Below are 23,817 nucleotides of genomic sequence, written 5' to 3' on the forward strand. Positions count from 1 at the left end.
TGGGAGTGGTCAGCCCCGGTTCCGGCGGGGCGCGCCGGGGGCCGCCTCCTGCTCGCCGATGATGGCGCCGGTCACCCGGTGGTGCGGCCACAGCAGCGTGTGCGGCGCCGCCAGCGTGACGTAGTTCGGGATCTCCCGGGAGTGCACGTCCTCGGCCTGGGCGAACTGCGGGGCCGGCGGGTCCGCCGTCCACGCCGCGGTGAACAGCACCCAGCGGACCGCCAGGTTGATCCACACGATGAGGGTCACCAGTCCCGCGAAGGAGACGACCAGCGGGTTGTCCCAGGCCCCGATGAGGCTCGTGCCGGCCACCCGCAGCGCCCCCCACCCGAGCGCCCCGAGGACCGCGCCGCGCCAGCGCTGCGCCCAAGGGGTGCGCACCTTGGCCGCCACCCGGAAGAGCAGGGCGATCGTCACCGCATCGACCACGAAGGCCGCGGCGAGCGCCGCGATGCGCAGCGTCAGGTCGGTGCCCGCGTCGATGTGGGCGTGGTCCAACACGAAGCGGGCCGCCGAGGTCGCGGCGCTGGAGAGCATCGCGGTCACCACCACCGAGCTGCCGAGCAGCAGGATGCCGACCAGGTCCCACAGCTTGGCCCGCACCGGGTGCAGCGGCGCGGCGGCCAGCCCGAACATCGCGCGGACGGACATGCGCAGGTAGGTCATCGCGTTCGTCGCGGTCCACAGCAGCACAGGCAGCGAGACGAGCGTGGCGAGGGTGAGCCCGCCGTCGATCACGAGGTCCGATGCGGTGAGCACCCCGGGCACGTCGCCGTCGCCGAGCAGGCCGGGGAAGGTGCCGTTCACCGCATCGACGACGCGGTCGAAGAGCTCCGGCCGGCGTCCGAGCACCATCCGGAAGGCGGTGACAGCCAGGGTGAGCGCCGCCACCAGGGAGATCAGCGCCGAGAGCGTGACCCCGCCGGCGTAGACGTTGCCGTGCGCCAGGAGGTAGCGACGCCCGGCGCGGACCAGCCGCGTGCGCCCCAACGCTCCCAGCACCCTCCGGCCGCCACCGCGCGGCGCCGGGGGCAGGTCGGCGTGGTCGGCTGCGGTGGAGGGGCTCACGGCGCCAAGTGAAGCACCTCGCCGTCCCAGCGGCGGCGCAGCCAGCGGTCGTGGCTGGCCACCACCACGGCGCCGGGGTAGCCCGCGAGTCCCTCCTCGAGCTCGCTGACCAGGCGCAGCGAGAAGTGGTTGGTCGGCTCGTCGAGGAGCAGCACGTCCGGGGGAGTGGCCAGCACGACGGCCAGGTCCAACCGGCGGCGCTGACCGACGCTGAGTGAGCCCACGGGCCGGTCGAGGTCACGTCCGGCCAGCAGGCCGAGGGGGGCCAGCGGCACCTCCTGCGCGGTGCGCTCCCCGACGGCGGCCGCGTAGGCCGAGCGGGCCGTCGCCCGGGCGTCGTGGGCCGCGGGCTCCTGGGTGAGCAGGCGCACCTGCGCTTCGGGGGCCGTCCAGAACGAGCCGCCCGGGGGCTCCAGGCGTCCGGCGAGCACCGCCAGCAGGGTGGACTTTCCGCATCCGTTGGGCCCGGTGACCAGCCACCGGTCGGTGGCCCCCACAGCCAGGGTCGTGCCCGCCAGGCGCCCCGGCACGGCGGCGGCGTTCGCGACGAGCACGGGCCCGCTGCGCTGGCGGGTGCGGGTGATGCCCTCCAGCGCCCGGAAGGTCACGGTGGCCGGGGGCTTGCGCACCTGGGCCTCCCGGACCCGCGCCAGGGCGGTCTCGGCGTCGTTCACCCGGCGGGCCACCACCTTCGCGTTGCGGTCGGCGTAGAACTTCCTCGCACCGCGACCCTCGGTGCGCGGGCCCCGCTCGGGGCGCCCCACCGTGTGGTCGTCGCGCACGCGCTGCTCCAACCGGCGGATCTCGTCCTGCTCGGCGCGGAATCGTGCCTCCCAGTCGGCTCGGGTGCGGCGTTGCCAGGTGAGGTACTCACCCCATCGGCCCCCGAAGCGGGTGACCCCGAAGCCGGACCCGGGGGAGTCCCGGTCGGTGGCCACCTCGGCGTGGGGCAGCGGGGCGGGGTCGAGGTCGTACAGCACGTCGGCCACCTCGTCGACGAAGGTGCGGTCGTGGCTCGCCAGCAACACCGGCCCGGACCAGCCGCGCAGCAGCTCGGCCAGGAGCTCGGCCGCGGCGTCGTCGAGGTGGTTGGTGGGCTCGTCGAGCAGCAGGGTGTGCGGCGCGCGCAGCAGGAACCACGCGAGCGACAGCCGAGAGACCTGGCCGCCGGAGAGCTCGGTGGACGGCCGGGCGCGGTCGATGCGGGCGATCCCCAGGCCGTCGACGACGCGGTCGGTGCGGTGGTCGACCTCCCAGGCCCCAGCGTGCGTGGCAGCCGTCAGGGCCTCTCCGAGGGCGGCCTCGGCACCGGGTCGGCCGGCGGCCAGGTCCTCACCGGCCTCCTCCACCGCGGTGGCCAGGGCCCGCACCGGCGCGGTGGCCCGGTGGAGCACCTCACCCACGGTCAGGGCCAGATCGAAGGGCGGCTCCTGGTGGTGCAGGCCGACGGTCCCGGTGTGGTGGACGGTGCCCGCATCGGGCTCGTCGAGGCCCGCGGCGATGCGCAGCAGGGTGGACTTGCCCGACCCGTTCTCTCCGATGAGGGCCGCCACCGTCCCGGCGGGGACGCTCAGCGAGAGGTCGGTGAGCACGCGGCGGTCGGGAAAGGTGCGCGAGACGCCCTCGAGGCGCAGGTGGTCCGAGGCGGTGGCCGCAGGGTGGCCGGGGGCGTGGGCGGGGGTGAAGGTCATGGGCGCTCCGGGGCAGCAGGGGGCCTCGCGGGGCGTGTGCCGCGTCGCGAGGTCGGGTTGGCTGCTCAGGAGTCCATGGCGTCCACGGTAGGAGGGCCGGGGCGTGGACGGCAAGGCGTTTTCCCGGGCTGGTTCCGCGAGGAGGTGCCCCTGCCGGCCTTCGGCGAGGACTACCTGCAGGAGTCGCTGGCATCGCTCGAGAGGGCCGCCTCGTAGGGTTCGCCCCATGAGCTCCCCACCGTCACCGGCGCGCCGTCTGCCGGTGGGACCGCTGGTCGCCGCCCTGGCCGTCGCGACCGTCGCCCTCATGCTGCGCCCGGCCGCCACCTCACTCGGCCCCCTGCTGCCGGAGATCTCCGGTGACCTGGGCGGGGGAGGCATCGGCGCCGGGGTGCTCACCGCGCTGCCGCCCTTCATCTTCGGGGTGCTCGGGCTGGCGGCGGTCCCCATCGGACGCCGGTTGGGCCTGAGCGGCGCCATCGTGGCCGCCCTGGCTGTCTCCGTGGTCGGCCTGCTGCTGCGCCCCGTCGTCGGCTCGATGGGGGTCTTCCTCGCCCTGAGTGTGGTGGCCCTGGTGGGCGGCGCGCTGGGCAACGTGCTGGTGCCGGCGTGGGTGAAGCGCCACAGCGCCGGGACGCAGCAACGTCGACTGATGGGCATCTACGTCGCGGTGCTCTCCATCGGCGGCTCGGCCGGGGCGATGCTGGCCGTGCCGCTCACGGACCTGCCGGGCGCCGACGCCCTGCCGGCCGTGGGGCACGGCGCGGACCCCTCCGGCGGTGCCTGGCGCGGCTCGGTGCTGGCCTGGGCGCTGATCGCCCTGGCCCCGCTGGTGGTCTGGGCCGTGGTCGCACGGCGCACCGGTCACGACTTCCCCCGCCACGGCCTCGATGACGCGGCCGTGCCGGTGAGCATCTGGCGCTCACCCACGGCCGTGGCGCTCACCGCCATGTTCGCGCTGCAGTCCACGAACGCCTACACGCAGTTCGGGTGGCTGCCCCGGATCTACACCGAGGGCGGCGTCTCGGCCGGCATGGCGGGCTTCTACACCGCCCTGATCGCGGCCTGCGGCGTGTTGGGCGGGTGGATCATGCCCGGTGTGATCGAGCGTGCGCCCTCCCTACGGACCCTGGCGGTCATCTGCGGGGGGCTCACCACCATCGGGTACCTGGGTCTGCTGGTCTCGCCGCACTCGCTCGCACTGTTGTGGGCGCTGGTGCTGGGCGTCGGCGGGTTCGCCTTCCCGATGGTGATCGCACTGCTGCCGGCCCGCACCGAGGACCCGCTGATCACCGCCCGGTTGTCGGGCATCGTGCAGCCGGTCGGGTACATCTTCGCGGCGATCGGCCCGCTGGCGGTGGGGGCCATCGTCGCGGCGACCGACAGCGTCTCGGTGGTGCTGTGGCTGATGGCCGGCTCGGGCGTACTGCTGGCGCTGGCCGGGTGGCGCGGCGCGGCGGACGTGCTCGTGGACGACGAGCTGGCCGCGGCGCGCTGAGCCCGGCACTGTCGGCCCCGTTCAGCTGGCCTCCCGGCCCCGCTCAGTCGGTGGGCCGGCCCCGTAGACCCCGCCCCAGGTCCGCCCCGATGCGGGCGAGCAGCGGCGCTGGGTCGTCCAGGCACCCCTGTAGGTCCGGCTCGACCTCCCGCAGCGTCCGCACGCCAGCGAAGCCCGCATCCGCCACGTCCGATGCGGTGAGCTCGCTCGTCCCACACACCGCCACCACCGGCACCCCGGCCGCCCGGGCGCGGGCCAGCACCCCCGCGGGGGCCTTGCCGTGGAGCGTCTGGGCGTCGAGGCGGCCCTCCCCGGTGACCACGAGGTCGGCGCCGGCCAGCTCGTCATCGAGCCTCGCGAGGTCCAGCAGCAGCTCGATGCCGGAGGCGTACTGCGCACCCAGCGCCAGCAGTGCGAGGCCCACCCCGCCGGCCGCCCCGGAGCCGGCGCGCTCGGCCAGGTCGGGCGCGCACCCTGCATCGGTCAGGAGGGTCGACCACCGCGCCAGGGCCGCGTCGATGCGGGCGACCGTCACCGCATCGGCACCCTTCTGCGGGCCGTAGACGGCTGCGGCGCCGGTGGGACCCAGCAGGGCGTTGGTGACGTCCGCGGCCAGCGTGAGGCGGGTCGCGGTCAGGCGCTCGCGGGCCGGGTCAAGGTCGAGCTTCGCGGCCTGCTCCAGTCCCGGGACGCCGGGAGGGACGGGGCGACCCTCCCCGTCCAGCACGCGGGCACCGAGGGCCGTGAGCAGGCCGGCCCCGCCGTCGGAGCAGGCGGACCCACCCACGCCCACGATGAGCTGACGGCAGCCCGCATCGAGGGCGGCCGCCATCAGCTCTCCCGTGCCGGTGCTGGTGGCGGTCAGCGCCCGGGTGGGGCCGTCCTCGGGGCGGCTGGGCTGGCCGGTCAGAGACATGCCCGAGGCGGCAGCGAGCTCGAGGAGGGCGGTGCCGCCGTCGGTCGAGCAGGCCCAGGTGGCGGCGTGCGGGCCACCCCAGGGGCCGGTGACCCGCGCGGTGCGCGGCTGCCAACCGGCGGCGAGGACGGCCTCGACGGTGCCGTCGCCCCCATCGGCCACGGGGACGGTCCGGACGTCCGCGTCCGGGCAGGTGGAGAGAATGCCCTCGCACAGGGCGGCCGCGACCTCGCCGGAGGAGACCGAGCCCTTGAAGCCGTCGGGCGCCAGGACGACGCGGGGCCGGGCGGCTGAGGGGGATGGTGCCGGTGGGGTCATGGTGGGGCCATCGTCCACCACACCGGACCCGGCCGGGGCCATGGCCGGCGGCGCCGTGAACGGCGCGTTGGTGGGCGAGGACACGCGGGCCCTGTTGGGGGAGTGAGGCCCGGGTCTGCCGGGCGGGGTACGCACGGCAGTGAGAACTGCTTCCACAGGTGTGCGTACGGGTTGTGATGGTACAAGTGTTGTGCTAAGGTCTGGTCACGGGAAGGGGGAGTGCATGGATGACCAGGCAGAAGGACGGCCCACACCTCAGGGGTGTGCCGGGCAGCATGACGCACCGGGGGAGGCCGCGGCGGGGCACGAGGGGTTGCGGGCCGCCGTGGTGCGCCGGCGGCAGCACCTCGGGGAGACCGCACAGGAGCTCGTCGACACCCTCCGCGAGCTGGAGGAGCTGCGCAACACCGTGGCGGCCGTACAGCTCGAGGCCGTCGCGCGGCTCCAGCGGGTGCAGACCGCGGAGGACCTCGCGGCCGGGGTGCCGGAGGAGATGGCGGGGGAGTGCACCGCATCGATGGTGGGGCTCGCCCGCAGGGAGTCACCACACCGCGGGGCGGAGGCCCTCTCACTGGCGGAGACCCTGGCCGAGGACCTGCCCTGCACCCTCGAACGGATGCTGGCGGGGCGCGCCACGGAGTACCAGGCACGACTGGTGCAGAGGCACACGAGCCACCTCACGGCCGTGCAACGGCAGGTGGTCGACCAGGTGATCGCACCCCGGTTGGAGGACCTGTCACCGCGGCGTGTGACGAGTGCGGTGCAGGCCGAGGCCTACCGGCTTGACCCCGAGGGGTCCACCCGGCGGGCCGCCCTGGCGCACCGTGACCGGAAGGTCGGGTTGCAGCCCAAGCCGGACACCATGACGCTGCTGACGGCCTACCTGCCCGCGGCACAGGGGGTAGCTGTCTGGTCCGGCCTGGACCGTGAGGCCCGGTCTCGGCGGGCGGTGGGGGACGAGCGCAGCATCGACCAGCTGCGGGCCGACATCCTGGTGGAACGGTTGACCGGGCAGGCCACGGCACAAGCAGTGCCCTTGGAGGTGCAGCTCGTGGTGCCGGCGGGGACGGTCTTCGGCGGGGCCGCCACGCGTGAGGTGCTGGAGGGCGGTGCCGCCGCAGTGGGTGCGGTCGACGGCCCCTGCGCGACCGGTGGGACCACTCGCCGGGTGCCGGAGGCGGTCGCGCGGGACGGCGAACCGGCCTTCCTCACCGGGTACGGGCCGTTGCCGGCGCCCCTGGCCCGGTCGATGATCCGCGAGTCCGCCGAGGTGACGCTCCGACGGTTGTTGCTCGACCCGCTGCACGGCACCCTCGTGGGCCGGGAGTCCCGGGCCCGCACGTTCTCACGAGGTGATCGCGAGCTCTTGATCGCGCGCGACCGGTTCTGCCGGACGCCGTGGTGTGACGCCCCCATCCGGGAGGCGGACCACGTGGTGGGCTGGGCCGAGGGCGGGTCGACCTCGATCGCGAACGGGCAGGGCCTGTGCAGCCGCTGCAACCAGGTGAAGAACCACCCGCGGTGGGACACCCGGCCGGTGATGGCGCGGCCGGACGGTGCGGGTGCCACCGCCGGGTGGCTGCAGAAGGTGCGGCAGGTGGCAGGTGACCGGGCAACCGACCAGTCCGTCGACCGGGCTGATGCTGATCAGGCCGACCGCCCGGATCGATCCGGCCGAGCTGTCCAGCAGGCGGAGGTGGTCACGACAACCCCCGCCGGCCACCGCTACCGCAGCCCCGTGCCGTCGCTGACGTCGTGAGGGCCGCCACGTGGGACGAGCCGCAGCCCTCCCGTGGGGCAGGATGACCGGCGGCCCACCCGAGGAGAGAACCCACCATGAGCACACCCCCTGCTGTGGCGAGTCCCGCCGTGCCCACCGTGGTGACGCCGCAGGAGCGCGACCGCATCCAGGCGCGCACCCTGCGCGTGGTCGTGCTCAGCCAGGTGCTCGGTGGCGCCGGCCTGGCCGCCGGCGCGACCGTGGGCGCACTGCTGGCCGAGGAGATGCTCGGGTCGCAGGGGCTGGCCGGCATCCCCGTCGCGGTGGTGACCCTCGGGTCGGCGCTCGCGGCCTACCTGGTCGGCCGGGTGACCCAGAGCAGCGGTCGGCGGCTGGGACTCGGCGCCGGCTTCGCGATCGGCGGGCTGGGCGCGGCCGGTGTGGTGCTGGCTGCCGTGCTCGGCCAGGTATGGCTGCTGTTCGTCGCACTGTTCGTCTACGGGGCGGGTACCGCCTCCAACCTGCAGGCCCGGTATGCCGGCACGGACCTGGCCGCCCCGCACCGTCGCGCGACGGCTGCCAGCGTGGCACTGGTCTCCACCACCGTCGGCGCCGTGGCCGGGCCCAACCTGGTGGAGCCGCTGGGCCACCTGGCCGACGCGTGGGGCATCCCGCCGCTGGCCGGGCCCTTCCTGCTCGCCTCGGTGGCCTACCTCGCGGCCGGTGCCACGTTGCTGGTGCTGCTGCGGCCCGACCCCTTCCTGCTGGCCCGCTCGCTGACCGGCACCGCCGCGGACCCGGACCCGACGCACGGCGAGCCCGCCATGGTGCGCGGCGAGCCGCTCACGACGCACGACGAGCCCGCCGCATCCCAGGGGATCCCCCCGGTGCGCACCACCGCCTGGGTCGGGGCGGGCGTGATGGTGATGACGCAGATCGTCATGGTCGCGATCATGACCATGACGCCGGTCCACATGCGCGCCCACGACCACGCCTTGGGCGCCGTGGGGCTCGTGATCAGCCTCCACATCGCCGCCATGTACCTGCCCTCGCTGGTGACCGGCGCCCTCATCGACAAGGTCGGGCGCCTGCCGATGGCGGCCGCTGCCGGCGTGACCCTGCTGCTCGCGGGCGTGGTCGCTGCGCTCGCGCCGGGGGAGTCGATGGGGTGGATCGTCCTCGCCCTGGTCCTGTTGGGCCTGGGCTGGAACCTCGGACTGATCTCCGGCACGGCCCTGGTGGTCGACGGCACGGTGCCGGCCAACCGCGCACGGACCCAGGGCACCATCGACGTGCTCATCGCCCTGGCGGGGGCGGCCGGTGGCGCGTTCTCCGGCGTCGTCGTCGCGATGACGAGCTTCGCGGGGCTGTCCTACCTCGGGGCCGCAGTGGCGTTCGCGGTGGTGCCCCTGCTGTGGCTCGCGGTCCGGGACCGCGCCGCCTGAGCCCGCCCGTCTGCCGGGGCCCGCCCGTCAGCCGTCGCGGCGCAGGACGCTGACCGCGAACTCCGCGTCGTCCTGCCAAGGCTGTAGGTCCCAGGTCGCGAAGCGATGCTCGAGCCGCAGCCCGGCCGCGGGCAGCAGGGCGTCGAGGTCGGCCGCCGAGAACCCGGTCGTGGTGCGACAGCCCACCACCAGGAAGCCGCCGTCCACCAGGTGCGCCGCCACCCGGGACAGCACGGCACCGCGGTGGTCCGGGGTGACGAAGTCCAGCACGTTGCCCACCATCATCGCGCCGTCGAACGGCTCGGGCTGGCCGTGCTCCGCCAGGTCGAGCGTCGCCAGGTCGGCCACCACCCAGGCGCCCGCGGGGTGGTCCTCCCGCGCGGCCTCGATGAGGGCGGGGTCCACGTCCGCGCCGACCACGTCGAAGCCAAGCGTCGCCAGGTGGCCCCCGTGGCGGCCCGGGCCGCACCCCGCATCGAGCAGGCGCGCGCCCCGCGGGGCGAGCACGTCCACCAGGCGCGACTCGCCCTGCACATCCTGCCCGCGGGTGGCCAGCGAGCGCATGTGCTCGGTGTACCAGCGCGAGTGCGAGCCGTCGTCGGTGAGTCCGGGCCAGGTGGAGGTGGGGGAGTGGGTCATGGCCCCAGTGTCACGTACCACCGCCGACCCGCTCATGCCCCCAACGATGGCTCCCGACGCCCTAGGCTGAGTGCATGACCTCCCTCCCTGCCCTCGACTCCTCCGACTTCCAGCGCGTCCTGTGCGTGGTGGCCCACCCCGACGACATGGAGTACGGCGCCTCGGCGGCGGTCTCGCGGTGGACGAGCGCCGGCATCGAGGTCACCTACCTGCTGCTCACCCACGGCGAGGCGGGCATGCCCCAGCCCCCCGATGAGGTCGCGCCCGTCCGCGCAGAGGAGCAGCGCCGGGCGTGTGCACAGGTGGGCGTGGAGGACCTGCGCATCCTCGACCACCCCGACGGCGTGCTGGAGCTGACGCTGGGCCTGCGGCGCGACATCGCGCGGGTGATCCGGGAGGTGCGCCCGCAGGCCGTGATGACCTCCAGCTGGGCCGACGTCGCGCCGTGGGGGATCAACCAGGCCGACCACCGGGTGGCGGGGCTGTCCACCGCCGATGCCGTGGCGGCCGCCGGCAACCGCTGGATCTTCCCGGAGCTCGTCGAGGCCGAGGGCCTCGAGCCGTGGAGCACCACCTGGCTGGTGGTGAACGGCGTGGAGGACCCGACGCACGTGATCCAGGTGGGGGAGTCGGACGTGGCGGCCGCTGTGGCTTCGCTCCGGCAGCACGAGGCCTACCTCGCGGCGCTGCCCTGGCACCCGAAGCCGGAGGAGTTCATCCCCCAGATCCTGCGCGATGGGGGAGCAGCCGGCGGCGTGGACGCCGGGCTGCCGGTGCGTGCCCATCGGGTGGGCTGATGGGGGAGCACGATCTCCAGGATGTCTTGGGCCAGAAGGGCTACGCGGTCCGCTCTGGATGGGGGCTCTTGGGTGCGCGGGCAATGGACGCTGACGTCACCGTGGTGGTGGACATCCTCAGCTTCTCCACCTCTGTCACCATCGCGGTGGACCGGGGGATGCAGGTGTATCCGTTCCGCTGGCGCGACGACCGGGCGCGGACCTTCGCCGCGCAGCGCAACGCGGTGTTGGCGGTCGGGCGCCTCGAGGCGTCCCGAACCCGGGTGACGAATCTCCCCACCCTCTCGCCCGCAACCCTCCTGACCTGTGATGCCGTGAAGCGTCTCGTGCTGCCCTCGCCCAACGGGTCGTCCCTCGTCGCGGCCCTCGACGACGGGGGGAGGACCGTCGTGATCGGCTGCCTGCGCAACGCGACCGCAGTGGGCGAGCACGTCGCGGCCGCGGTAGAGGCGGGTCAGTCGGTGGGCCTCGTTGCCGCCGGGGAGCGGTGGCCGGTCGATGACTCGCTGCGCCCTGCGGTGGAGGACCACGTCGGGGTCGGCGCCATCGCCGCGCACCTCGTGGAGCGGGGGCACGAGCCGGTCATGAGCCCGGAAGCGTTGTCCGCTGCGCGCCTGTTCACGGCATCGGCTGGGCACGTGGCCGGGCTGCTGCGCGACTGCGCCAGTGGGCGAGAGCTGGCCGCCAGGGGCTACGGGGCCGACGTCCCCGCTCCGGGCAGGATGGTGTGTGGCCACCCACCCCGTCCCGAGGAGTCACCATGCAGTTCATGCTCACCGTCCACGGCTCACTGCAGGAGGGCGACGAGTTCGGTGCCTACGGCTCCCAGGAGGAGATGGAGCAGGCCTTCGCCGACACCGGCGCCTTCAACGACCGCCTGGAGCAGGCCGGCCAGCTGGTCTTCGCCGGGGGGCTGCTCCCCGCATCGACCGCGGCGGTGGTGGACGCCACCGCAGGCGACCCCGTGACCACCGAGGGGCCGTACCTCCCCGGGCCCGAGCACGTCGGCGGGTTCTGGGTCATCGACGTGCCCGACCGCGAGACCGCCCTGCGGCTGGCCGGTGAGGGCTCGGCCGCCTGCCGCGGCACGGTCGAGGTGCGACAGTTCGCGGGGGAGTGACGCACGTGACCAACATCCCCGGCGCCGAGGCCGTCGACCGCTACCTCATCGAGACACTCACCCCCGAGGACGAGGCGCTCACGGCAGCCCAGGAGAGGGCGACCGCCGCCGGTCTGCCAGACATCGCCATGGCCCCCAACCAGGCTGCCCTCGTGGCGCTGCTGGCCCGCATGGTGGGAGCCCGCCGCATCCTGGAGGTGGGCACGCTGGCCGGGTACACCGCCATCCACCTCGCGCGCGCGGTGGGGGAGCAGGGACGAGTGGTCACCCTGGAGATCGACGCCGCCCACGCCGCCGTGGCCCGGGAGAACCTGCGAGCCGCCGGGGTCGCCGAGCGGGTGGAGGTGGTGGAGGGACCCGCCCGCGATGCGGTGACGCGCCTCGTCGAGGACGGCGCCGAGCCCTTCGACCTGGTGCTCATCGATGCGGACAAGCCCAGCAACCCCGACTACCTGGAGGCCGCTCTGCGGCTCACCCGGCCGGGCGCCGTCATCGTCGTGGACAACGTGGTCCGCGGCGGGCGGGTGGCCGATAGCGCGTCACAGGATGCGTCCGTCGTGGGCACCCGGCGCGTGCTGGAGATGGTCGCCGCCGAGCCGCGCCTGGAGGCCACGGCGGTGCAGACCGTCGGGATCAAGGGGTGGGACGGCCTGACCGTGTGCCGCGTGGTGGACCCGGCCGCCTGAAAACCGCTTGCCGCCGGCCCGCCGGTCCGGTTGTCTCGGCACCATGACCGCTGCTCGCATCCTGCGCCGAGACGACCCGGAGGCCGTCCGTCTCCTCGCCGAGCGGTGGGTGGTGGCCGGGGAGTCCTGGGGTGCACGCTTCGACGCCCGGGCGGAGGACCTGCCACGACTCGACGCACTGGCCGAGTCGATCCCCGAGGGGCACTACATCTGCGTCCTCACCAGGGACGACGTCGCAGACATCGTCGCGCTCGACGAGGCAACGCGCGAGGACTATCCCGCCGGTGACGCGGTCTTCCACGACGCGGTCGACCTCCAGGGAGCGCGCGACCTGGTCGAACGCGGGGCCGTGCACGGCGTGCGCACCGCATCGGGCGAGCTGGTGGCCATGACGGCGACCCACGCCACCGGGGCGCTGGTCGAGACCGACTTCACCGCCGTCCACCCTTCGCACCGGCGGCGGGGGGTGGCCGTGGCGGTCAAGGCGGCATCCGTCGCCGCAGGGGTGCGCGCCGGCCACGAGCTCTTCGGCACCGGGGGAGCGGCGGTCAACGCCGGGAGCCTGGCCATGAACCGGGCCGTGGGCTACATCGTGACCGAGCGCTGGGTGACGTTGGTGCCGCCCGGGGAGGGGCTGGCTCAGAGGAACCAGGCCACGACGGCACCGGCCAGAATCGCGGTGCCCACCAGGGCGCAGACCCGGGCGCCCGTCGATCGGGCGTGAGCCCCCTCATCGGCGTGCTCCGTGGCGCCCTGCCGACCCAGCAGGACCGCGGTGCCCAGCCCGATGACGACCGCCACCACCGCGTAGAGCAGCGTTCCGTACAGCCACGAGTACGGCGCGAAGTGCACGGCCACGACCACCGCCATCAGCACCGTGGAGAACAGGTACCTGCCGCGGGCGATGAGCAACCCGGCCACCGGGAGCATCACCAGCTGGCCGGAGGCGAGGTGGATGCTCAGCGCGGCGGGCCCCACGCCGGCCTCGAAGGGGACCGTCAGCACGCGCTAAGTGTTCTCCCCCGGGCGGGGCGCTTCCTCATCGATGAGGGGGCGCCCCGCCCGCGCGTAGGGTCGGGGCATGGAGAACGCGGTCGCCCGGGCGCAGTCGGTCCTCGACGAGCCCATCCAGACGGTGCGGCCGCTGACCGGTGGGCTGACCTCCGCGATGCTGGCGCTCACCACCAACGGCGAGTACGTGATGCGCCTGATGACGCGGAAATCGTGGCGCACGCACGGGGCTGAGCTGACGGCGCGCGAGCGGGCTGCCCAACAGGTGCTCGAGGGGACGGGGGTGCCTGCCCCGCGCAGCGTCGCGCTCGATGCGGACGGTCGCTCCACCGGGGTCGCCGCCCACCTCATGACCCGGGTGCCGGGCGCGCCGGCTGAGACGCTCACCCCATCGCAGGTGGAGGCGCACCGGGGCCATGCCTGAGAGATACTGGCTGGTAATGGATGCGGCGGGCTTCCGCCCACCGCCCGGTCGGGTGCCGTTGTTCGGCAGCGCGGCAGAGCTGGAACGGCTGGGCGACTGGCTCCACGGCCTCATCGCGGGGGAGTTGCCGTGATCCGCGAGCGCCGGGAGCAGGACCTCGACGCCCTGTGGGCCGCCCTGTCGGTCGATGGGGAGCCGGCTCCGCCTCTGACCCGCGCCTGGTTGGAGGGGCAGGCCGATGCGGAGACCTGGGTCTTCGACATGGCGCCGGTTCACGTGACACCGACCCGGAACGTGGTGGCGCAGGTGCAGATCCAGGCGGTGGGCCCCTCATCGGCCCCGATGCGGGAGCTCTCGCGCGCGGATGTGGCACCCGCGGAGGCACTCGCCATCGCCCGTCTGGTGGTGGCCCCGCGCCCGCACGCGCACGGGTTCGCCCGGCACCTGCTGCAGCACGCCGCCCGCCGCATCGAGGAGCAGGGGCGGCTGCCCGTCGTCGACCCGGCGGAGAACTCCTACGGCGGGCCGGAGTTCTTCGCCCGCTACGGCTTCGGCGATGCAGGAGACGGGCGCATGGTGCGCGTGAGGAGTGAGCCGTGACCGAACGACCCGAGGTGGTGTGCCTCTGCGGTTCACTGCGGTTCGCCGTCGAGATGATCGCGGCCAGCGACCAGTTGGCTCTCGAGGGGTCGATCGTGCTGAGCCCTGCGTTCCTGACGGCCGTGGACAACGCTGACCACCCGGCCTTGAGTGCAGAGGAACGCGAGGCCCTGGGTGAGCTGCATCTTCGCCGGATCGACCTGGCCGACCGGGTGCTGGTCGTGAACCCCGGTGGCTACCTGGGGGAGTCGACGCAGCGGGAGATCGCCCATGCCCGCGCTGCCGGGAAAGCGGTGTCCTTCACCGACCCGGTCTGAGTTCCCGCAGCACTTCCCGAACAACCTGGCGCACCCACTGAGCGTCGGCGCTGTCACGCACGCACTGGCTGGATGCCGGGAGGATCGTGCCGTCGTCCACCACGCCCTCGGCACACAGCACCTGCACCACAGCATCGCGACACGCTCGTCGATCCCGGTACATGGGGACGGCCACACCCATCACGACGACAGGACCGTCGGACCTCTGCACCAGTGTACGGAGCCGCCAGCTCCTGGGGTCGCGGGTGTCCCCGTGCAGGTGCTCCGCAGTGCGCCGGTCCAACTCCATCCAGGTGCAACCGACGTGCTGCACCCACCCATCGACCAACCAGACGTAGACCCACTCCGACGGCTCGGCCACTTGCCAGCCGGCGAGCGCTGCGGTCCGAACCGCCACGCCGTCACACCGCTCCGGCAGCCCTCTCGAGGCGGCCTCCTTCTTCCCCATCAGGACGATGCGGGCGGGAGCAGCGGCCGCATGAAGGTGCGGTCGTAGCGGACCACACACCCCGATTCATCGCGAATGGCGTCGGCGGCCACGAAGTCGGGGTGAACACCGAACTTCTGGCGATACTGCTCGTACGCGGCCAGGCTGGAGAAGGTGAAGAGCGCCTCGGCGGCGTCGCTGGCGCCCTCGGCGGGCAGGAAGTACCCGTGGTGGGTGCCACCGTGCTCCTCAACGAGCCGCATCCACGCCCGGGCAAACTCCTCGAACGCATCGATCCTCGCGGGGTCGATGACGTAGTGCACGACGCAGGTGATGGAGGTGTCCTTTGCGGAGGACCCGGGCGCCTCACCGGGTCCTTGGCTGTCCGATGCCGTCATGGGACCAGTGTGCCCCGCCCGACGCCGCTCCCGTCGCTTGCGAGCACCGCCATGTACTGCACGTCCACCCACGCGCCGTGGGCCTGTCAGATGGTCTGTGTAAGCCGTACTGAGAGGAACGGTGAAGGATCATGAACATGACTGACAAGGAGCAGCGGGCTGGTGCCCAGCCCTCGGGGCAGGACTTGGTGGAGGAGTTGAAGGCTTCGGGGCAGTTGGACGGCTTGTTCGCGCAGATCGATGCCGGGCAGGTTGAGCTGACCGGGGATGGTGGTTTCGTCCCGGCGTTGGTGAAGGCTGCCCTGGAGCGTGGGTTGCAGGCCGAGCTCAGCAGTCACCTGGGCTACGAGAAGGGCTCGGTGGACGCTTCAGCGCACAGCAACTCGCGCAACGGGTCCACCCCGAAGACGGTCGCCTCAGAGGTGGGATCGATCGAGTTGGACGTCCCCCGGGACCGGGACGGGTCGTTCACTCCCCGCCTGGTCCCCAAGGGTCAGCGTCGGCTGGGCGGGTTGGACGACATGATCATCAGCCTCTACGCCGGGGGCATGACGATCCGGGAGATCCAGCACCACCTGGCTGGCACGATCGGCACCGAGCTGTCCCACGAGACGATCAGCAAGATCACCGACGCGGTCGCCCAGGAGGTGCTGGCCTGGCAGGTCCGGCCGTTGGAGGAGTTCTACCCGGTGCTCTACCTGGACGCGATCCGGGTCAAGATCCGCCAGGACCATCAGGTGCTCAATCGGGCGGCCTATCTCGCGGTCGGTGTCGATCTGGAGGGTGTCAAGCACGTCCTGGGGATCTGGGTCCAGGACACCGAGGGATCGGCGTTCTGGGCTCACGTGTGCGCCGACCTGGCCAACCGTGGCGTGTCCGACGTGCTGATCGTGTGCTGCGACGGGCTCAAGGGGCTGCCAGAGGCGATCGAGGCGACCTGGCCGGACTCGATGGTCCAGACCTGCGTGGTCCACCTGATCCGCGCGTCCACACGGTTCGTGTCGTACACCGACCGCAAGAAGGTCGCCAAGGAGCTCAAGCCGATCTACACCGCCGCCACCGAGCAGGCCGCCAGAGCCGCGTTGGAGGACTTCGCGGCCAGCGAGATGGGCCGGAAGTACCCCTCGGCGGTCGCGACCTGGCAGGCAGCGTGGGAGCGGTTCGTCCCGTTCCTGGCCTTCCCGCCGATGCTGCGGCGGGTGATCTACACGACGAACTCCATCGAGTCGTTGAACTATCAGCTGCGGAAGGTCACCAAGTCCCGCGGGCACTTCCCCTCGACCGACGCCGCGGTCAAGCTGCTGTGGCTGGCGATCTGCAACATCGAGGACCGACGAGCCGCTGAACGAGCCCGTGAGAAGGGCAAGCCGGCGGCCGAACGCAAGGCCAAGGGCCGCCTCGTCCAGGGCCAGGTCGTCACCAACTGGAAACAGGCACTGGCCCAACTCGCAGCGGCCTACCCCGACCGAATCAACCCCTACCTGTGAACACCCCCGCTTACACAGAAACCTTGACAAGCCCCGCGCCGTCGAAGCGCAGCGCCTCCCGGCCGGTGCCCTCGTGGACGAAGCCGGCCTTCTCGTACACGCGGCGCGCGCGGGGGTTGAAGTCGTAGACCTCCAGGCTGATGCGGTGCAGCCCCATGGAACCCAGGCCGTGCTCAACCACCATCCGCACCGCCTCGGTGCCCAGTCCGCGACCCCGCCCGGCGGCCCCGATGAGGCACCGGAAGTTGCACGACGCATTGCCCTCGTCCCAGTCGTTGAGGACCATCTCGCCGACCATGTCGCCGCTTGAGTTGTCGAGCACGGCAAGCACCAGCCGATCGTCCGCCTCGGCCCACTGCGCGTAGATCCCCCGGAGTTCCTCGATGGGCATGAGCACTGGCTGCTCGGTGCTGGAGTGCACCGACCCCGTGAGGCGAGCGACCTCTCCATCGGCGCGGATCATCGCATCGATGACGTCGGCGTCCTCGGAGCGGATGGGGCGGAGCGTCACCCGGCCACCGACCAGAGTGGGCTTCCCGGTGAACGGTGTGCGTCGTGGTTCAGACACAGTCATCCAGCAACTCTCTCGTGAACGACAGGCAGTCCTGGGCGAACTCAGGCCAGGACTGCCAGTAGTAGACGATGCCGCCGAGGTTGACGATCAGCTTCCACGCCGTGGCCCGGCGCCAGGTCTCCTCGTCGAGCCCCAGCTCCTGCCGGTAGGCCTCCCGCGCCGCGGCGGGGTACTCCCACACCGCGGCGTGCTCGGCCGTGGGGTCGCCGACGCTGAGGCACCCGAAGTCGATGACGCCGGCCAGCACCCCGTCGCGCACGAGCAGGTTGTCGGCCCGCAGGTCGCCGTGCAGCCACACCGCATCGAGGGCGGGGGATGCGGCTCCGGTGGCGCGCTCCCACAGGCGCGCCAGCGCGTCGAGGTCGAGGCCCAGGTCCACCCGTTGGGCGAACTCGCGCACCTCGTCGATGGCCTCCTGCCCCTCAGCCCGGAAGTCCGAGAGGCGCCGCCCGCGGTACCACTGCAGCGAGCCCTGCGCCGCCGCCCCGGCCAGGTCGATGCCGTGCAGCGCCCGCACGAAACGCGCCAGGTCCGCCCCGAACCGCGCCCAGTCGGTGACGGTGCCCTCCCCGGGGTGCTCGCCCTCGATCCACCGCAGCACCGACCACTCGAACGGGTAGCCCTCGCCCGGCCGGCCAACGAACACCGGCTCCGGCACGGCCCCCGGCAGGTGCGGGGCCAGGTGGGGGAGCCACCGCCGTTCCTTGGCGACGTCCTCCGCGGTGGACGGCCGGCGCGGCAGACGCACCACCAGCTCGTCGCCGAGCCGCATCATCACGTTGTCGGTGCCGTGCCCGGCGGGCGAGAGGGGCAGCTCGGCCCACTGCGGCGCCTGGGCCTGGATGAGGCGGCGCACGTCATCGGGGGAGAGGGGCACCTCATCGGCGTGAAGGGTCATGGGGCCATGGTGGAGGACTCGCTCGCGCGAGCGACAGCGCATTTCGGTCTCTGGGGGTTGACCCCCTGCGCCATGGGGGGGGTTGACGCCCTGGGGTACTGCGCCAGACTGACCACAGGGCGGGGCCCACCTCGCCGTTCGCCCACGCGACCTGAGGGCCGCCACCGGAAAGGCTCGACCATGGACATGATGACCGGCGCACAGATTGCCGAGGCGGAGCTGACCGACTGGCGCAAGCTGGCCCAGGGGCTGCACGCGCGCTACGAGGTGCCCGACTTCGCCACCGGGGTGCGCTTCCTGGCGGCGGTGGGCGAGGCCGGGGACACCATCGGCCACCACCCGATGGTGACGATGGTGCGCGGCTGCATCGACCTGCGCCTCACCTCCAGCGACGCCATCTACCGCGACGAGGACGGCGCCGAGCACGTCGTGGAGTGGGTGACGCAGCGGGACGTCAACCTGGCGCGGCGGATCTCGAAGGTGGCCGCGGACCAGGGGCTGGTGGCCGACCCCTCGGCGGTGGTGGACTTCGAGCTCGGACTGGAGACGGCGAACCCCGAGCGTGTGGCACCGGTGTGGGCGGCCCTGCTGACCGGTGATGCCGCGTCACAGGGCCGGGGGACGCCCGGGGACGAGATCCGCGACGCGACCCGGCGGGTGCCCAACCTGTGGTTCGACGCGGGCGACGAGGACGCACCCGCCCAGCGCTTCCACATCGAGGCGTACGTGGCCGCCGAGGTGGCCCAGCAGCGCATCGACGCCGCCGTCGCCGCCGGGGGCACGGTCGTGGACGACAGCCAGTCGCCGCGGCTGACGGTGATCGCCGATCCCGACGGCAACCGCGGGGTGCTGTGCGCGGACGTGGCCGCCGCGGGAATCGCCTGAGACCATCACCCCATGCCCGGTGCGCCCGCGAACCCCTCCCTCACCGACGACGCGGCGCTCGCCGCATCCCTCGTGCGCGATGCGGGGCAGCTCGCCCAGCGCATGCGCACCGAGGGGGTCGAGACCCGGCACAAGACCTCGGCGAGCGACGTCGTGACCGCGGCCGACCTGGCGGCCGAGGAGCTGGTCGTGGGGCGACTGTGCAGCGAGCGGCCCGCCGACGGCATCGTGGGGGAGGAGGGCGCCGCGCGGGAGGGGACGTCGGGCCGCACCTGGGTGATCGACCCGGTGGACGGCACGTTCAACTTCGTGCAGGGCCTGGACTGGTGGTGCTCGGCGCTCGCCCTCGCCGATGGGGGAGAGGTCGCCCTGGGCGCGGTGCACCACCCGGGCGGGGACCACGTGTGGGTCGGCGGGCGAGACCTGCCGACCACGCGCGATGGGGTGGAGCTGCCGCCGCTGGCCGACAAGCCCTTGGCCGAGTGCGCCCTGGCGACCTACCTGCACACCTCGTGGTGGGGCGTGGCCGACGTCGCCGACCCGTTCGCCGCGGTGGCCAGGCGGGCCAGGGCGCTGCGGATGAACGGGTCGGGCTCCATGGACCTGGCGGCGGTGGCCGACGGACGGATGGACCTGTGGCTGCACCACAGCGTGCCGGAGTGGGACTGGATGCCCGGCTACGCGCTGGTGGAGGGCGCCGGGGGAGTCGCCCGACAGGTGGAGGTGAGGGGATACACGTGGTCGGTGGCCGGCCCGGCCACCGCGGTGGGTGAGGTCCTCGAGCTGCTGCTCGGGGAGTGATCCTCGGCGTTGAGGCCGTCCACCACGTGGGCGGGGCAGTGGGTCCGGAAGGTCCCGTGGAGTCCTGGCACGAAACTGTGGCCGTCGACCTCCCGTGGGTCACCTACGACACGTTCAGCCGGGAGGTTCGAACCGGGCGCGAGACACGGACGCGTGAGGTACTGGTGTTCCGGCCCCTGGAGCAGATCGAGACCAGCCTGCGCCGGGCCGGCCTCACACCCATCACCTCCTACGGCGACTGGGACCGGTCCCCGGTGGGCGAGGGGGCGCCGGAACTCATCGTGGTGGCCGGGGCCTGCCAGCGCCATCGTGGGCGCAGCGCGAGAGGCCTTCGCCCATGTAACGGTTTTTGCGCATCAATCCGTTCGCGTGCCACGCTGCCGGCATGACCACCTGGACCTGGCTGGGCGACCACCTGGCGCTCGACTTCGCGAACACCACACAGGAGCAAGGGGGCACGATGGTGGACCTCATCCCCACGCTCGCGGAGTTCGACGCGTGGCGGTCCGCGATGGGGGATCGCCTGCCCGAGGTGGGTGAGCTCACCACCTCACAGCTGGATGACCTGCGCTCCCTGCGGGACAGCGCGCTGGCGTTGATGCACGCCGCTCTGGGTGGGCACGGGCTGCCCGAGCCCGACCTGGCTGCGGTCAACGAGGCGGTGCGGAGCACCTCGACCTTCCGGCTGCTGGTGCGGGCGCGGAAGGCCGACGCTGTCGCCGGCCACCACGAGGGCACCGAGGCGCTGCGCGGAGTCCTTGCGGCTGCCGTGGTGGACCTGCTGGCGCGGGAGGACCTGGCGAACCTCGCCGTGTGCCACGCGCCCGGGTGCGGGCAGTTCTTCCATCGGGCGCGCCCCAACCAACGGTGGTGCAGCCCCGGGTGCGGGAACCGCGCCCGGGTCGACCGACACCGACACCGACGCGCCCGCCCGGCAGGGGAGGGGCAGTGATGGACACGCTCCTGGCAATCCAGTGGGTGCCGTTCGTGGCCGTGATGACCTTGGCCTACGTCGTGCCCGGCCCCGACTTCCTGGTGATCCTGCGCTCTGCCGCTCACGGGGCGCGGCGGGGCGTGATGGCGGCGGTCGGCGCCCAGACCGGGCTTGCGGTCCACATGCTGCTGGCGGCGGCCGGGCTCTCGGTAATCCTATCCCGCCACCCGGAGGTGCTCAACGGCATCCGGGTCCTGGGCGGCCTCTACCTCACCCACCTAGGGATCGGCCTCATCCGCTCCGACGGCCACGACGACTCCACAGCGGGGAGGGCCGGCAGCCCCTTCATCGCGGGCATGCTGACCAACCTGCTCAACCCCAAGGCCATCCTGTTCTTCGCGAGCGTCCTTCCCCAGTTCATCTCCCCGGGCCACTCGGTGGTGGCCCAGGTGCTGGTGCTGGGCGTGGCCGACGTCCTGTTCGGGTTCCTCCCGTGGCTGGTGGTCATCCTCCTGGGGTCGCGGCTGAGCGGTGTGCTGGCCGACGCCCGCCGCCGCCGGGCCTGGGACCGGGTGACGGGTGGCCTCCTGACCCTGGTCGGTGGGTGGCTGGCGGTCACCGGCCTCCGTTCCCTGGTGCAACGGGTGGCGTGAGGGCTGGCGCCACGGGCCCTGGCCGGAACTCGGTTGCCGCGCGCAGGTGGCTGGCGCAGACTTGCGTCATGGCGGACGCCCACCCGCCAGCCGACGACCTGGCCGCGATGCTGCACGCGCACGACACCCAACCGCGCGCCGGTGCGGAGATGACGGCAGCCCGGTCGGTCACCGCCGACGGCCCGCTGCTCCGCGGCGTGTTCCCGTGGGGCGGGTTCGTCAGCTACTCGTCCCTGGACGGCGTCGATGACGTGGACGCCCTCATCGAGCGGACGATCGCGCACTTCCGCGACCGGACCGAGGTGGCGCAGTTCGAGTGGAAGACCCGTGGCCACGATGCGCCGGCCGACCTTCCGGGCCGGCTCGTGGGCCCACGGTTTCGCGGCGGAGGAGCCCGAGACCGTGATGTCGGGCGCGGTGTCCCACCTGGTGGGGGAAATGGACCTGCCGCCAGGCGTGAGGGCGCAGCGGGCTGGCGAGGGCGCCGACCTGGAGTCGGACGTCGCGCGCGGTGAACCTGCAGCAGCAGGTCTTAGGCCAGGGCCCGTCGGCAGAGGAGGCGCTGGAGCGGCTCCACGCCGCCGACGGGGCCTCGATGTGGCTGCTCGAGCGCGATGAGGAGGTTCTGTCCGCGGGGCGACTCGAGCTGGTGCCCGGGACGGACTTCGCCGGCCTGTGGGGCGGAGCCACCCACGAAGCCTGGCGCGGACGCGGCCTGTACCGAGCCTTGACCGCAGCGCGCGCTCGGCACGCCCAGGCCTTGGGGGCGCGCTTCGTCTACGTGGAGTGCTCGCCGATGTCACAGCCGATCCTGGAGCGCAGCGGGCTGTCCCGCATCACCACGACCACGCCGTACGTCTGGCAACGGGGGTGACCACCGGCCGCTTCAAGTTGACCGTCCTCGAGCCCGACGTCGGCGCCGGAACACCCCAGGAGGCTCACCATGCCTGACCCCACGACCACCCGTCCGCTGGATCTGGAGGCGTTCCTCGCGGCGCCAGCATCGATGAGGCAGTGACCGCCCTGCGTCCGGACTACCGAGCCCTGCTCATCGCGGTCGACGGACTGCCGGCCGCTGCGGCCGGCACCGACGACCCCGCCACGGACGAGCTGCTGACCCGCGCCGAGCGTTCTGCCGCCGACCTCCTTGCCGAGACGAAGCCAGAAGACACACCGCACGTGGCCGCCTGGCGCGAGGCGTACCGCTCCTTCGGCGCCAAGCCGCAGCGCACCCGCAACAGCCTCGAGGCCCTGCTGCGCCGGGCCGAGGACGGCCTTCCACGGGTGAACCGGCTGACCGACATCTACAACGCCATCAGCGTGATCCACCAGGTGCCGCTCGGGGGTGAGGACCTGCACGCGTACATCGGCTCACCGCACCTCATCCGGGCCACCGGGGGAGAGGACTTCGACACCTCCGCCAACGGGGAGAACGTGGTCGAGCACCCGGATGCCGGCGAGGTGGTGTGGGCCGATGGCGGGGGAGTGACCTGCCGTCGTTGGAACTGGCGCCAGGGTCGCCGCACCCAGTTGACACCCCGCAGCACGGCCGCCCTGTTCATCCTCGACGCGCTGAACCCAATGTCGGACAACCAGCTGGCAGCTGTCGGGGAGGAACTCGTGGAGCACCTGCGCGGCCTCGGGCCCGACGTGCGGGTGTCAACCCGAGTGCTCGCAACCTGACGGCCTGCGCTTCATCGGCGGTGAGAACTCGCCCCGGCCTGATACGCAACTCCACATACGTTATGTCAGAGCTGTTCTAGATCTGCTGGCGCCGGCACGTCGAATCGATGGGGGATGCTGGAGCCGTTGTCGCGATAGGGCACGAATCCCATCGCGGCGTAGTAGGCCAGAGCTGGGTCGTTGTCAGCGCCAATGGTCGCGTCGATGTGCTCCAGCCCAGCAGTACGTGCGGCCTCCAGAGACTCCGCCCACAGGTGACGGCCCAGGCCGGTGCGTCCGGCATCCGGCCGGATGTGGGTGCCGATGATTCCCCACCCGGGCGCCACGTCGTATGGGTTGCCGGGCCACGCCCGCTTGAGCGACTGGAAGCCGATGACGTGTCCGTCCTGCACGGCGACGGTGCACGCGATGCGGTGTGCGGGGTCGAGGTAGCGCTCGTGGATGAGCGACGCATCGACCGGACTCGCTCGCAGCCCGGCGCGGTGGATGGCGTTCTGCACCTCGACCATGTCGTCGAGGTCGGCGTCCCGGGCCTCGCGGATCTTGATCATGCGCACCATCCTCGGTCGAACCCGCGCCGGGTGCTAGTCAGATTCTGGGCTCGTACGCTACGCCGATAATCGACATTATGTCATTCCGTACCAGCAGGAGCGGTGCCCACTCCCCGGAGCTCGTTGTGGAGACCGGTCCCCTTCCCCCAGACGGTGCTCCAGGTAGAGCTGCAAGCCCTCCCGCGCCAGGTCGACGGTCTCACCGACCGCGTAGCCGGAGCCGTCCTTAGGGCCGTCCCCGAACTCCTCCGGAACGGCTCCAGGCGCGGTCGTCGT

The 23,817-nt window shown here is 72.8% G+C and carries 29 protein-coding genes and 1 pseudogene; 20 read left to right on the forward strand and 10 right to left on the reverse strand.

Annotated features, from left to right (window positions below):
- Nucleotides 1-9: 9 nt before the first annotated feature.
- The gene (locus KSED_RS06965; RefSeq protein WP_015779396.1) at nt 10-1,068 is read right to left on the reverse strand and encodes a YihY/virulence factor BrkB family protein; all 1,059 of its coding nucleotides are present in this window, start codon (nt 1,066-1,068) and stop codon (nt 10-12) included.
- Entirely contained in the window at nt 1,065-2,759 is a 1,695-nt protein-coding gene (locus KSED_RS06970) for an ATP-binding cassette domain-containing protein (RefSeq protein ID WP_015779397.1), read from the reverse strand. The genes KSED_RS06965 and KSED_RS06970 overlap by 4 nt, the downstream gene beginning before the upstream one ends.
- Nucleotides 2,760-2,985: 226 nt before the next feature.
- On the opposite strand from KSED_RS06970, the gene KSED_RS06975 reads away from it, so the two are divergent.
- On the forward strand, nt 2,986-4,257 hold the full coding sequence (locus tag KSED_RS06975) for an MFS transporter (RefSeq protein ID WP_015779399.1): 1,272 nt from the start codon (nt 2,986-2,988) through the stop codon (nt 4,255-4,257).
- Between the two features lie 43 nt (nt 4,258-4,300).
- Here the strand turns inward: KSED_RS06975 and KSED_RS06980 are convergent, their stop codons facing one another.
- Nucleotides 4,301-5,575, reverse strand: coding sequence for a glycerate kinase (locus KSED_RS06980; protein WP_237699508.1), 1,275 nt, complete (start codon nt 5,573-5,575; stop codon nt 4,301-4,303).
- Nucleotides 5,576-5,714: 139 nt separating this feature from the next.
- Here KSED_RS06980 and KSED_RS13630 point away from each other — a divergent pair, with 139 nt between their 5' ends.
- Together KSED_RS13630 and KSED_RS06990 are read left to right on the forward strand one after the other, a co-directional pair.
- A complete protein-coding gene (locus KSED_RS13630; protein ID WP_081439783.1) occupies nt 5,715-7,250 on the forward strand; it encodes an HNH endonuclease in 1,536 nt (511 codons plus the stop codon).
- A gap of 77 nt (nt 7,251-7,327) precedes the next feature.
- The gene (locus tag KSED_RS06990) at nt 7,328-8,656 is read left to right on the forward strand and encodes an MFS transporter (RefSeq protein WP_041290887.1); all 1,329 of its coding nucleotides are present in this window, start codon (nt 7,328-7,330) and stop codon (nt 8,654-8,656) included.
- A gap of 27 nt (nt 8,657-8,683) precedes the next feature.
- Here KSED_RS06990 and KSED_RS06995 read toward each other — a convergent pair whose 3' ends face one another.
- Nucleotides 8,684-9,295 carry a class I SAM-dependent methyltransferase gene (locus KSED_RS06995; RefSeq protein WP_015779403.1) on the reverse strand — a complete coding sequence of 204 codons (612 nt, stop codon included), beginning with the start codon at nt 9,293-9,295 and terminating at the stop codon, nt 8,684-8,686.
- A gap of 74 nt (nt 9,296-9,369) precedes the next feature.
- Here KSED_RS06995 and KSED_RS07000 point away from each other — a divergent pair, with 74 nt between their 5' ends.
- The 5 genes and pseudogenes from KSED_RS07000 (at nt 9,370) to KSED_RS13635 (ending at nt 12,622) form a co-directional block, all read left to right on the forward strand.
- Nucleotides 9,370-10,092, forward strand: a complete 723-nt coding sequence (locus KSED_RS07000) for a PIG-L deacetylase family protein (protein WP_015779404.1) — start codon at nt 9,370-9,372, stop codon at nt 10,090-10,092.
- 83 nt (nt 10,093-10,175) lie between these two features.
- A pseudogene (locus KSED_RS15305) lies at nt 10,176-10,787 on the forward strand (2-phosphosulfolactate phosphatase); the annotation flags it as partial.
- Nucleotides 10,788-10,852: 65 nt separating this feature from the next.
- Nucleotides 10,853-11,212: a YciI family protein gene (locus KSED_RS07010; protein WP_015779405.1), complete on the forward strand. Its 360-nt coding sequence runs from the start codon at nt 10,853-10,855 to the stop codon at nt 11,210-11,212.
- The gene (locus KSED_RS07015; RefSeq protein WP_015779406.1) at nt 11,209-11,898 is read left to right on the forward strand and encodes an O-methyltransferase; all 690 of its coding nucleotides are present in this window, start codon (nt 11,209-11,211) and stop codon (nt 11,896-11,898) included. Before KSED_RS07010 ends, KSED_RS07015 begins: the two co-directional genes overlap by 4 nt.
- Nucleotides 11,899-11,941: 43 nt before the next feature.
- Nucleotides 11,942-12,622, forward strand: a complete 681-nt coding sequence (locus KSED_RS13635) for a hypothetical protein (RefSeq protein ID WP_015779407.1) — start codon at nt 11,942-11,944, stop codon at nt 12,620-12,622.
- Here KSED_RS13635 and KSED_RS07025 read toward each other — a convergent pair.
- Nucleotides 12,538-12,903 (reverse strand): DUF7010 family protein, encoded by a 366-nt coding sequence (locus KSED_RS07025; protein WP_049758431.1) that lies wholly within the window; start codon nt 12,901-12,903, stop codon nt 12,538-12,540. The two genes, KSED_RS13635 and KSED_RS07025, sit on opposite strands and share 85 nt — an antisense overlap.
- Nucleotides 12,904-12,979: 76 nt before the next feature.
- On the opposite strand from KSED_RS07025, the gene KSED_RS07030 reads away from it, so the two are divergent.
- From KSED_RS07030 to KSED_RS07040, 4 genes are read left to right on the forward strand one after another with little or no spacing between them, the layout of a single operon-like run.
- On the forward strand, nt 12,980-13,333 hold the full coding sequence (locus KSED_RS07030) for a phosphotransferase family protein (RefSeq protein ID WP_015779409.1): 354 nt from the start codon (nt 12,980-12,982) through the stop codon (nt 13,331-13,333).
- Nucleotides 13,326-13,466: a hypothetical protein gene (locus KSED_RS14900; protein WP_015779410.1), complete on the forward strand. Its 141-nt coding sequence runs from the start codon at nt 13,326-13,328 to the stop codon at nt 13,464-13,466. Before KSED_RS07030 ends, KSED_RS14900 begins: the two co-directional genes overlap by 8 nt.
- Entirely contained in the window at nt 13,463-13,933 is a 471-nt protein-coding gene (locus KSED_RS07035) for an N-acetyltransferase (RefSeq protein ID WP_015779411.1), read from the forward strand. Before KSED_RS14900 ends, KSED_RS07035 begins: the two co-directional genes overlap by 4 nt.
- Complete coding sequence (locus KSED_RS07040; RefSeq protein ID WP_015779412.1) at nt 13,930-14,250, forward strand: hypothetical protein; 321 nt, start codon at nt 13,930-13,932, stop codon at nt 14,248-14,250. The genes KSED_RS07035 and KSED_RS07040 overlap by 4 nt, the downstream gene beginning before the upstream one ends.
- Here KSED_RS07040 and KSED_RS07045 read toward each other — a convergent pair.
- Together KSED_RS07045 and KSED_RS07050 are read right to left on the reverse strand one after the other, a co-directional pair.
- Complete coding sequence (locus KSED_RS07045) at nt 14,234-14,698, reverse strand: hypothetical protein (protein ID WP_015779413.1); 465 nt, start codon at nt 14,696-14,698, stop codon at nt 14,234-14,236. The two genes, KSED_RS07040 and KSED_RS07045, sit on opposite strands and share 17 nt — an antisense overlap.
- The gene (locus KSED_RS07050) at nt 14,698-15,075 is read right to left on the reverse strand and encodes an NIPSNAP family protein (RefSeq protein ID WP_081439784.1); all 378 of its coding nucleotides are present in this window, start codon (nt 15,073-15,075) and stop codon (nt 14,698-14,700) included. Before KSED_RS07050 ends, KSED_RS07045 begins: the two co-directional genes overlap by 1 nt.
- A 137-nt stretch (nt 15,076-15,212) precedes the next feature.
- Between KSED_RS07050 and KSED_RS07055 the strand changes: the two genes are divergently transcribed.
- The gene (locus KSED_RS07055; protein WP_015779415.1) at nt 15,213-16,562 is read left to right on the forward strand and encodes an IS256 family transposase; all 1,350 of its coding nucleotides are present in this window, start codon (nt 15,213-15,215) and stop codon (nt 16,560-16,562) included.
- 10 nt (nt 16,563-16,572) lie between these two features.
- Here the strand turns inward: KSED_RS07055 and KSED_RS07060 are convergent, their stop codons facing one another.
- Both KSED_RS07060 and KSED_RS07065 read right to left on the reverse strand, forming a co-directional pair.
- On the reverse strand, nt 16,573-17,136 hold the full coding sequence (locus KSED_RS07060; protein WP_049758436.1) for a GNAT family N-acetyltransferase: 564 nt from the start codon (nt 17,134-17,136) through the stop codon (nt 16,573-16,575).
- On the reverse strand, nt 17,123-18,034 hold the full coding sequence (locus tag KSED_RS07065) for an aminoglycoside phosphotransferase family protein (protein WP_015779417.1): 912 nt from the start codon (nt 18,032-18,034) through the stop codon (nt 17,123-17,125). The genes KSED_RS07060 and KSED_RS07065 overlap by 14 nt, the downstream gene beginning before the upstream one ends.
- 180 nt (nt 18,035-18,214) lie before the next feature.
- On the opposite strand from KSED_RS07065, the gene KSED_RS07070 reads away from it, so the two are divergent.
- The 7 genes from KSED_RS07070 (at nt 18,215) to KSED_RS07100 (ending at nt 22,990) form a co-directional block, all read left to right on the forward strand.
- Nucleotides 18,215-18,919: a 4a-hydroxytetrahydrobiopterin dehydratase gene (locus KSED_RS07070; RefSeq protein WP_015779418.1), complete on the forward strand. Its 705-nt coding sequence runs from the start codon at nt 18,215-18,217 to the stop codon at nt 18,917-18,919.
- Nucleotides 18,920-18,931: 12 nt separating this feature from the next.
- Nucleotides 18,932-19,720, forward strand: coding sequence for an inositol monophosphatase family protein (locus KSED_RS07075; protein ID WP_015779419.1), 789 nt, complete (start codon nt 18,932-18,934; stop codon nt 19,718-19,720).
- A 385-nt stretch (nt 19,721-20,105) separates the two neighbouring features.
- Nucleotides 20,106-20,672, forward strand: a complete 567-nt coding sequence (locus tag KSED_RS15090) for a CGNR zinc finger domain-containing protein (RefSeq protein ID WP_015779421.1) — start codon at nt 20,106-20,108, stop codon at nt 20,670-20,672.
- Nucleotides 20,672-21,307, forward strand: coding sequence for a LysE family translocator (locus tag KSED_RS07090; RefSeq protein ID WP_015779422.1), 636 nt, complete (start codon nt 20,672-20,674; stop codon nt 21,305-21,307). The genes KSED_RS15090 and KSED_RS07090 overlap by 1 nt, the downstream gene beginning before the upstream one ends.
- Nucleotides 21,308-21,375: 68 nt before the next feature.
- On the forward strand, nt 21,376-21,822 hold the full coding sequence (locus KSED_RS13645; RefSeq protein ID WP_049758441.1) for a hypothetical protein: 447 nt from the start codon (nt 21,376-21,378) through the stop codon (nt 21,820-21,822).
- Nucleotides 21,819-22,181 (forward strand): GNAT family N-acetyltransferase, encoded by a 363-nt coding sequence (locus tag KSED_RS13650; protein ID WP_049758443.1) that lies wholly within the window; start codon nt 21,819-21,821, stop codon nt 22,179-22,181. Before KSED_RS13645 ends, KSED_RS13650 begins: the two co-directional genes overlap by 4 nt.
- 140 nt (nt 22,182-22,321) lie before the next feature.
- Nucleotides 22,322-22,990, forward strand: a complete 669-nt coding sequence (locus tag KSED_RS07100) for a B3/B4 domain-containing protein (protein WP_015779423.1) — start codon at nt 22,322-22,324, stop codon at nt 22,988-22,990.
- Between the two features lie 65 nt (nt 22,991-23,055).
- Here the strand turns inward: KSED_RS07100 and KSED_RS07105 are convergent, their stop codons facing one another.
- Complete coding sequence (locus tag KSED_RS07105) at nt 23,056-23,541, reverse strand: GNAT family N-acetyltransferase (RefSeq protein WP_015779424.1); 486 nt, start codon at nt 23,539-23,541, stop codon at nt 23,056-23,058.
- Nucleotides 23,542-23,817: the final 276 nt, after the last annotated feature.

Origin of the sequence: Kytococcus sedentarius DSM 20547 (genome assembly GCF_000023925.1) — a bacterium.
Classification (GTDB): Bacteria; Actinomycetota; Actinomycetes; order Actinomycetales; family Dermatophilaceae; genus Kytococcus; species Kytococcus sedentarius.

Excerpts from the sequence above, each read along its gene's own strand:
- KSED_RS06990 (WP_041290887.1), top strand. The coding sequence starts at position 7,328 with ATGAGCACACCCCCTGCTGTGGCGAGTCCCGCCGTGCCCACCGTGGTG.
- KSED_RS06970 (WP_015779397.1), bottom strand. The coding sequence starts at position 2,759 with ATGACCTTCACCCCCGCCCACGCCCCCGGCCACCCTGCGGCCACCGCC.
- KSED_RS07055 (WP_015779415.1), top strand. The coding sequence starts at position 15,213 with ATGACTGACAAGGAGCAGCGGGCTGGTGCCCAGCCCTCGGGGCAGGAC.
- KSED_RS07075 (WP_015779419.1), top strand. The coding sequence starts at position 18,932 with ATGCCCGGTGCGCCCGCGAACCCCTCCCTCACCGACGACGCGGCGCTC.
- KSED_RS07045 (WP_015779413.1), bottom strand. The coding sequence starts at position 14,698 with ATGGGGAAGAAGGAGGCCGCCTCGAGAGGGCTGCCGGAGCGGTGTGAC.
- KSED_RS07060 (WP_049758436.1), bottom strand. The coding sequence starts at position 17,136 with ATGACTGTGTCTGAACCACGACGCACACCGTTCACCGGGAAGCCCACT.
- KSED_RS07050 (WP_081439784.1), bottom strand. The coding sequence starts at position 15,075 with ATGACGGCATCGGACAGCCAAGGACCCGGTGAGGCGCCCGGGTCCTCC.
- KSED_RS13630 (WP_081439783.1), top strand. The coding sequence starts at position 5,715 with ATGGATGACCAGGCAGAAGGACGGCCCACACCTCAGGGGTGTGCCGGG.
- KSED_RS07000 (WP_015779404.1), top strand. The coding sequence starts at position 9,370 with ATGACCTCCCTCCCTGCCCTCGACTCCTCCGACTTCCAGCGCGTCCTG.
- KSED_RS13635 (WP_015779407.1), top strand. The coding sequence starts at position 11,942 with ATGACCGCTGCTCGCATCCTGCGCCGAGACGACCCGGAGGCCGTCCGT.
- KSED_RS07030 (WP_015779409.1), top strand. The coding sequence starts at position 12,980 with ATGGAGAACGCGGTCGCCCGGGCGCAGTCGGTCCTCGACGAGCCCATC.
- KSED_RS07010 (WP_015779405.1), top strand. The coding sequence starts at position 10,853 with ATGCAGTTCATGCTCACCGTCCACGGCTCACTGCAGGAGGGCGACGAG.
- KSED_RS15090 (WP_015779421.1), top strand. The coding sequence starts at position 20,106 with ATGACCACCTGGACCTGGCTGGGCGACCACCTGGCGCTCGACTTCGCG.
- KSED_RS06975 (WP_015779399.1), top strand. The coding sequence starts at position 2,986 with ATGAGCTCCCCACCGTCACCGGCGCGCCGTCTGCCGGTGGGACCGCTG.
- KSED_RS13645 (WP_049758441.1), top strand. The coding sequence starts at position 21,376 with ATGGCGGACGCCCACCCGCCAGCCGACGACCTGGCCGCGATGCTGCAC.
- KSED_RS14900 (WP_015779410.1), top strand. The coding sequence starts at position 13,326 with ATGCCTGAGAGATACTGGCTGGTAATGGATGCGGCGGGCTTCCGCCCA.
- KSED_RS06995 (WP_015779403.1), bottom strand. The coding sequence starts at position 9,295 with ATGACCCACTCCCCCACCTCCACCTGGCCCGGACTCACCGACGACGGC.
- KSED_RS07070 (WP_015779418.1), top strand. The coding sequence starts at position 18,215 with ATGGACATGATGACCGGCGCACAGATTGCCGAGGCGGAGCTGACCGAC.
- KSED_RS07090 (WP_015779422.1), top strand. The coding sequence starts at position 20,672 with ATGGACACGCTCCTGGCAATCCAGTGGGTGCCGTTCGTGGCCGTGATG.
- KSED_RS07105 (WP_015779424.1), bottom strand. The coding sequence starts at position 23,541 with ATGATCAAGATCCGCGAGGCCCGGGACGCCGACCTCGACGACATGGTC.
- KSED_RS07065 (WP_015779417.1), bottom strand. The coding sequence starts at position 18,034 with ATGACCCTTCACGCCGATGAGGTGCCCCTCTCCCCCGATGACGTGCGC.